Annotated in this window: 2 protein-coding genes; both read right to left on the bottom strand. The window is 42.2% G+C overall.

Annotated elements, in window-relative coordinates:
• Positions 1-105 precede the first annotated feature (105 nt).
• Positions 106-4,191, bottom strand: coding sequence for a hypothetical protein (locus GVN22_RS26735; protein WP_166554067.1), 4,086 nt, complete (start codon positions 4,189-4,191; stop codon positions 106-108).
• A 25-nt stretch (positions 4,192-4,216) separates the two neighbouring features.
• Entirely contained in the window at positions 4,217-4,747 is a 531-nt protein-coding gene (locus GVN22_RS26740) for a hypothetical protein (protein ID WP_166554068.1), read from the bottom strand.
• Positions 4,748-5,010 lie beyond the last annotated feature (263 nt).

The raw sequence follows: 5,010 nt of genomic DNA on the forward strand, positions 1-5,010 counted from the left end.
GCGGCACTGCAAATTCGACTTTCTTGATCATAAAAGTTGTGGAGTTGTTAGTGCATTAAAACTGCTTCAAATATAAATACGTTTATTCAAATAGACCAATCACTTTTACTTAACTCTTGCATTCAAGTTTGAAATCATTCCGATTAGGGTATCCATTTTGTTGTAAACATTGGTTTGACGAATGGCGGTCTCTACGCCACGGGTTGCTCCTACGTTTTGGTTTACGGCCATTCTAATCTCATTACTCAAGTAAACACCATTTTCGCTCAGCTGTACAATTTTCTTGAGTGCTTCATTTTGCTCACGTAACAATTTGATTTGTTCATCGCCCAACTGTTTAGCTTTTTCCACATCAGCTTCAGACTCATTGACCTTTTGCGAGTCGGCTGTAAACGAACCATCCGAACCGTCGTCGTAGCGTTTGAGAATAGTCCCATATTGGTACATTCGCCCAGCGGTATTGAGTGAGGTTATTCCGTTTTTAAATGCCAAAGGTTTGGCACCTTCGCCCATGATATTCATAGTTTGCCAAACAGGCTTTTTAATACCACGTTTGGCATTTTCGTGCATCTGCTTAATAATTGGCTGATTGATTTCTGTCTGGTCAGCATTGACAATGGCCTCCCCTCCTTCCATTTCGCCCAACTCTTTACCTGTTTTGTTATCGACTAAAGCAATACCACCTTTTCCGTAGGTTTTCTCATGCTTGCTCCCTTGAGGCGTAAAACCATAATGAAATTGCGGTTGAGGTTGCGAGTTGATTTTGGCTACTTGAATACCAGTCATAACGGCCGACATAGCAGCGAACACCAAGTTTACTGGCCAGAAACCCGATGCAAGCGCTTTGATAGTCGCCAATGCGCCAGTGATAATCGCACTAGCGGTATCAGCTTTTTTCTGAGCTTGCCAGGCTTTGAGTTTTTCAGCTTTTTCAATTTGTCGAGCACGTTCGTTTTCGGCTTTGATAGCCGCTTCCAAGTCCATTTTGATTTTGATTTGGCGATTTTTCTCATCAGTAGCGGCTTTTACTTTTTCGGCTTTCTCCTTTTCCGCTGCTTTGATTTTATCGTCCATTTCCTGCTTGGCCTGTTCGATACGCTCTTTGGATAACGCTTTATCCTGCTTGGTTTCGTCATCCAATTCATCCAAACGTTCCTTGAGCTGTTGTTGACCCGCTTTTATTTTGGCGTCTCTTTCGTCCTCTGCCGCTTTGATAGCCGCTTTCATGGTCTTTTCGGCGGCATCCATTTTCTCCTCTTTCTCCTTCTTGGCTTTACGGATTTTTTCCTCCAAAGCTTCCTTTTCAGCTTTATCGGTGGCCACTCTCATTTGTGACTCTAAATCCCAAACCTGCTCGTTGAGGGTCTGTTCTAGGTTTTGAAGTCGCTCTGTTTCCTCTTCCTTCAGTTGCTTTACCTTTTCGGTTTCGGCATCCTTCATGGCCAGAAACGACTCGGAATAACTTTCTTTAAAAGCCTTGATTTTGTCAGCCTTCTCCATCGTGTCATCTTGGAGAATTTTTTCTAAATCTTTTATTCGGCTTGTTTCCGAATCCTTCAATTGCTTGATAGCCTCAGTATGTTGCTGTTTGACGGAGCGCTCGTTATCGATGGCAGCATTTAGATCAGCACTATTCTGGTTGAGCTGTTGTTGTAAAATGGCCACCTTTTCGTCACGTTCTCTCATTGCTTCAGCTATGGCCTTGTCGGCTTTGGCTTTTTCCAGATCTGCCAAAAAGTTGGCTGCTTGCATCGCCATTTGACCCACCATTTGAAACTTCTCCTGGTTATTTTGGAGTCGCTTTTGCCAGGCTGCTGCTTCGCCTTGTACAATTTGCCCAGCCGCTTCAACGGCTTTGTTTACGTCTCCTTTCAGAAAAGCACTAAAGACATCACTCCAAGCTTTTTGTTTACTTACCTTCCCGTCGATTAGGTCTTTGTCTAGCTTGCCAATTTCTTGCGTGTATTTGGCTGTTTGGGCTTTCTTTTCATTTTGGTAACGTTCCTCTATCGCTTTTAAAGCCGCTTCTTTCTGCTGGGTATCGCTGATTTCACGTTCTGCTTTTTTCTTCTCAATCTGGAGTTCAGTATCTAACTTTTCTTGTGTGTACTTTAGCTCAAGCGCTAGGCGCTCTTTTCGGATTTCAACCAGCTTTCTGGCATTGGTACCCGCTTGAACTTCCTTCCAGTCGAGCAAAGCGCTTTCAGCTTTTTTCTCCTGTTCTTGTACCAGCTTTTCGGTTTCAAGCCGCTTTTGAGCCGCTTCTTCCTGCTTCTTGGATTCCTTGGCTTTGTACTCATCCCTGACCTTTTGGCGTTCTGCTTCAGCTTCTTTCTCAATAATAGTTTCAAGCTTTTCTTTCAAAGCTTTGTCAGCCATCGAAGCTTCATTTTCGGCTTTACGCTTTCTGGCCTTTTCGTTGATTTTGGCTATTTCACGCTCCAGTTCATCACGTATCGAGTTGATATTGGTTTCGGCTTCATACTCTGCAATACGCTTGAGTGCTTCTTCGTTGGCTTTGGCTATTTGCTCAAGATGTTTCTTTTCCTCATTCTCGTCTTTCTTTCGGTTTTTCTCAGCTTCTTTAGCTCGCTTTTCAGCCGCTTTTTTCTGCTCCTCCGTGACTACATTTTGCTTTTTATTCTCGGTAGTAGCTGCTGCCAAAACGGCTTCAGGTTCTAGTTTTTTGGGAGTGTCTACCAAAGCATCTTTAAACCCTTTTTTGATTTGGGTAAAGTTATCGTTGGCGTGTTTGGTCATGTTGCTAAACTGCTTTTTAGCGTCATCCCACGTTTTGGAAGCACCCACAAAGTCACCCTGTAAAAACTTGACCAAAGCTTTGCCACCCGACATCAAAGCACCCAATGACTCGATCATGGCTTGGATAGCTAAAAAAGATGCCCTAACGGGTAAAAGTAGAGATTGAAACACAACTGCTAAACCCTTCATAACCGCCGTGGCCGAAACAGTTTGTTTACTAAGGCTTGGGAATATTTGTTGTACCAAACCCATCATACTGTTGTATAGGTTGGTCACTTGTTGGAAAAGCGATTTAAAGACTGTAACCACAGGCTCAGAGTTCTGGGCCAGCTCTAACAAGAAATTAGCGACATTGATAACAATAGCCAACAAGGCATAGAACACGGGTTTGAGCTGCTCACCTACAGCTCCAGCCAATTGCATAAAGGTGTCACCAAGGTTAGAGGTTTGCCCCTCAAGCTTGTTCATCATTTGGGCATTCATTCCAACAACCCCCTTCATTTGTCCAAATGCAGCCACCATTTTCATTGCTCCCTCTTGGGTTGCTTCCATTGTAACCGTTTGACCTTTCCAACTACCTATAATTTTATCTCCTGACTTTTTAACACTTATTCCCAGCTCACCCCATCGTTCAGAATTACTTACATCTAGTATAGCCTCATTTAATTGCTCTAATGGCTTGTCTAAAGCACTAGCCACATCACCCATTGAAAGCATCTGTTCTTTGGTTGGGCGTAACCCTCGGTTCACCATCTTAACATAAGCTTCTGTTACGGTATCTAAAGAGAAAGGTGTTTTTGCAGCAATATCTTTCAGTGCTGCCATACTTTCTTTGGCCAGCTTTTGTGAGCCGAGAGCGACCTTTAATGTTGTTTCGTACTTCTCTAATTTTTGAGTTGTACCAAATATTGCTTTACCTAAATCAACAGCCCATTGGATAATCTGTAGGGCTATGACTGCTTTAAACGCCAAATTAACTTTGCCTATGCCTACAGCAATTTTTTCCCATAAGCCTTGTTTGCCTAGTTCTTCAGCTCCTTTTTTTATATCATTTACCTCGTCTTTTACTGCTCCTAACCTCTTTTCTACGTCACCAAGTCTTTTACTGGTTTCGATAAAAGCCTTCGTTCCTGGCTCTAATTGTTTGAGTTCTTTGTTTAGGGCTCTTGTGTGTTGCTCCAATTGCTGAATCGTCATTTTGTTAACGTCCATGCTCTTCATAGACTTACTCAACTTTTCGGCTTCCTGTTGGGTATCTTTTAATTCCTGTTTGTACTTCTTCCAGTTTTCAGAACCCTTACCGCCATTTTCTTCAATTTCCTTAATGGTCTTTCTGAGCGCCTTAGCATTGTCATTCAAATCCTTGAGCTTCTTGTCCAAATCACCTGTTTGGCCCTTGAGCTCAAGGGTTCCGGTATCTTTAAATTCCATTGGTGTAGATCGTGTTTAGTAGAGACTATTTTGAAAAGTTCATGGTTAAATCCTGTATTGCTCCAGCTCCAGCGTGGCGACGAAGCTCAAAGAAAAATTTGGGTAGAATATCATTTTTGAGTGGGTCATTATACACCCCTCGATAACCCCGTTTTACGTTGGGTTCTTTTTTGATAGCATGGCGTATTCCTTCAGCTATTCGAATAACTGTAGCGGTGTAGCTCTGTGGTGTCAAACCTTTGGGATAACCAGGGATGTAAGGAAAGGCACTCACACCTACTCTTTCGACATACTTGATAAATGGAGACAAAGGAGGCATTCGCTCAAAATTGAGCTGTTTAAGGTCTTTTAGCCTTAGAAGCATATCGTAGTGAACAGAGGCTTTGATATAATCTTTACCCCGTTCGACAGCACCTGACTTGATACTGTTTAGCATGGCACCCGTCAAGACAATACCTTGAGCGTTTACCTCTCGACGAAACACCTTTTCGGCTTCATCAACATACTTTTTTAGAATTTCGGCAAAGATTGGATTTTCAAGAATGGAGTCTTTCATGTCAGTGTAGTTCTATTCAATATCTAATTTCTGAAAGACATTTGGGGAGCTGAAGGACAAAAGAAAAGCGCACACCAGTAGTGATGCGCTTTTGTTCTAAAGAATATGTATATGTCTTAATTATTTTCTCCCTTATTTTTTCTAAAGTTCAAAAATGAGTTCACAACGGCTAAAAGTGTAACTCCAGCAAAAATAGACCCTGCAATTGGTAAATTAGAGTAAACAAGGTATGCAGAAAAACCCATGCCTGCTAATGCTATAAA

The organism is Cellulophaga sp. BC115SP (genome assembly GCF_009905545.1).
Classification (GTDB): domain Bacteria; phylum Bacteroidota; class Bacteroidia; order Cytophagales; family Spirosomataceae; genus Flectobacillus; species Flectobacillus rivi.

Excerpts from the sequence above, each read along its gene's own strand:
- GVN22_RS26735 (WP_166554067.1), bottom strand. The coding sequence starts at position 4,191 with ATGGAATTTAAAGATACCGGAACCCTTGAGCTCAAGGGCCAAACAGGT.
- GVN22_RS26740 (WP_166554068.1), bottom strand. The coding sequence starts at position 4,747 with ATGAAAGACTCCATTCTTGAAAATCCAATCTTTGCCGAAATTCTAAAA.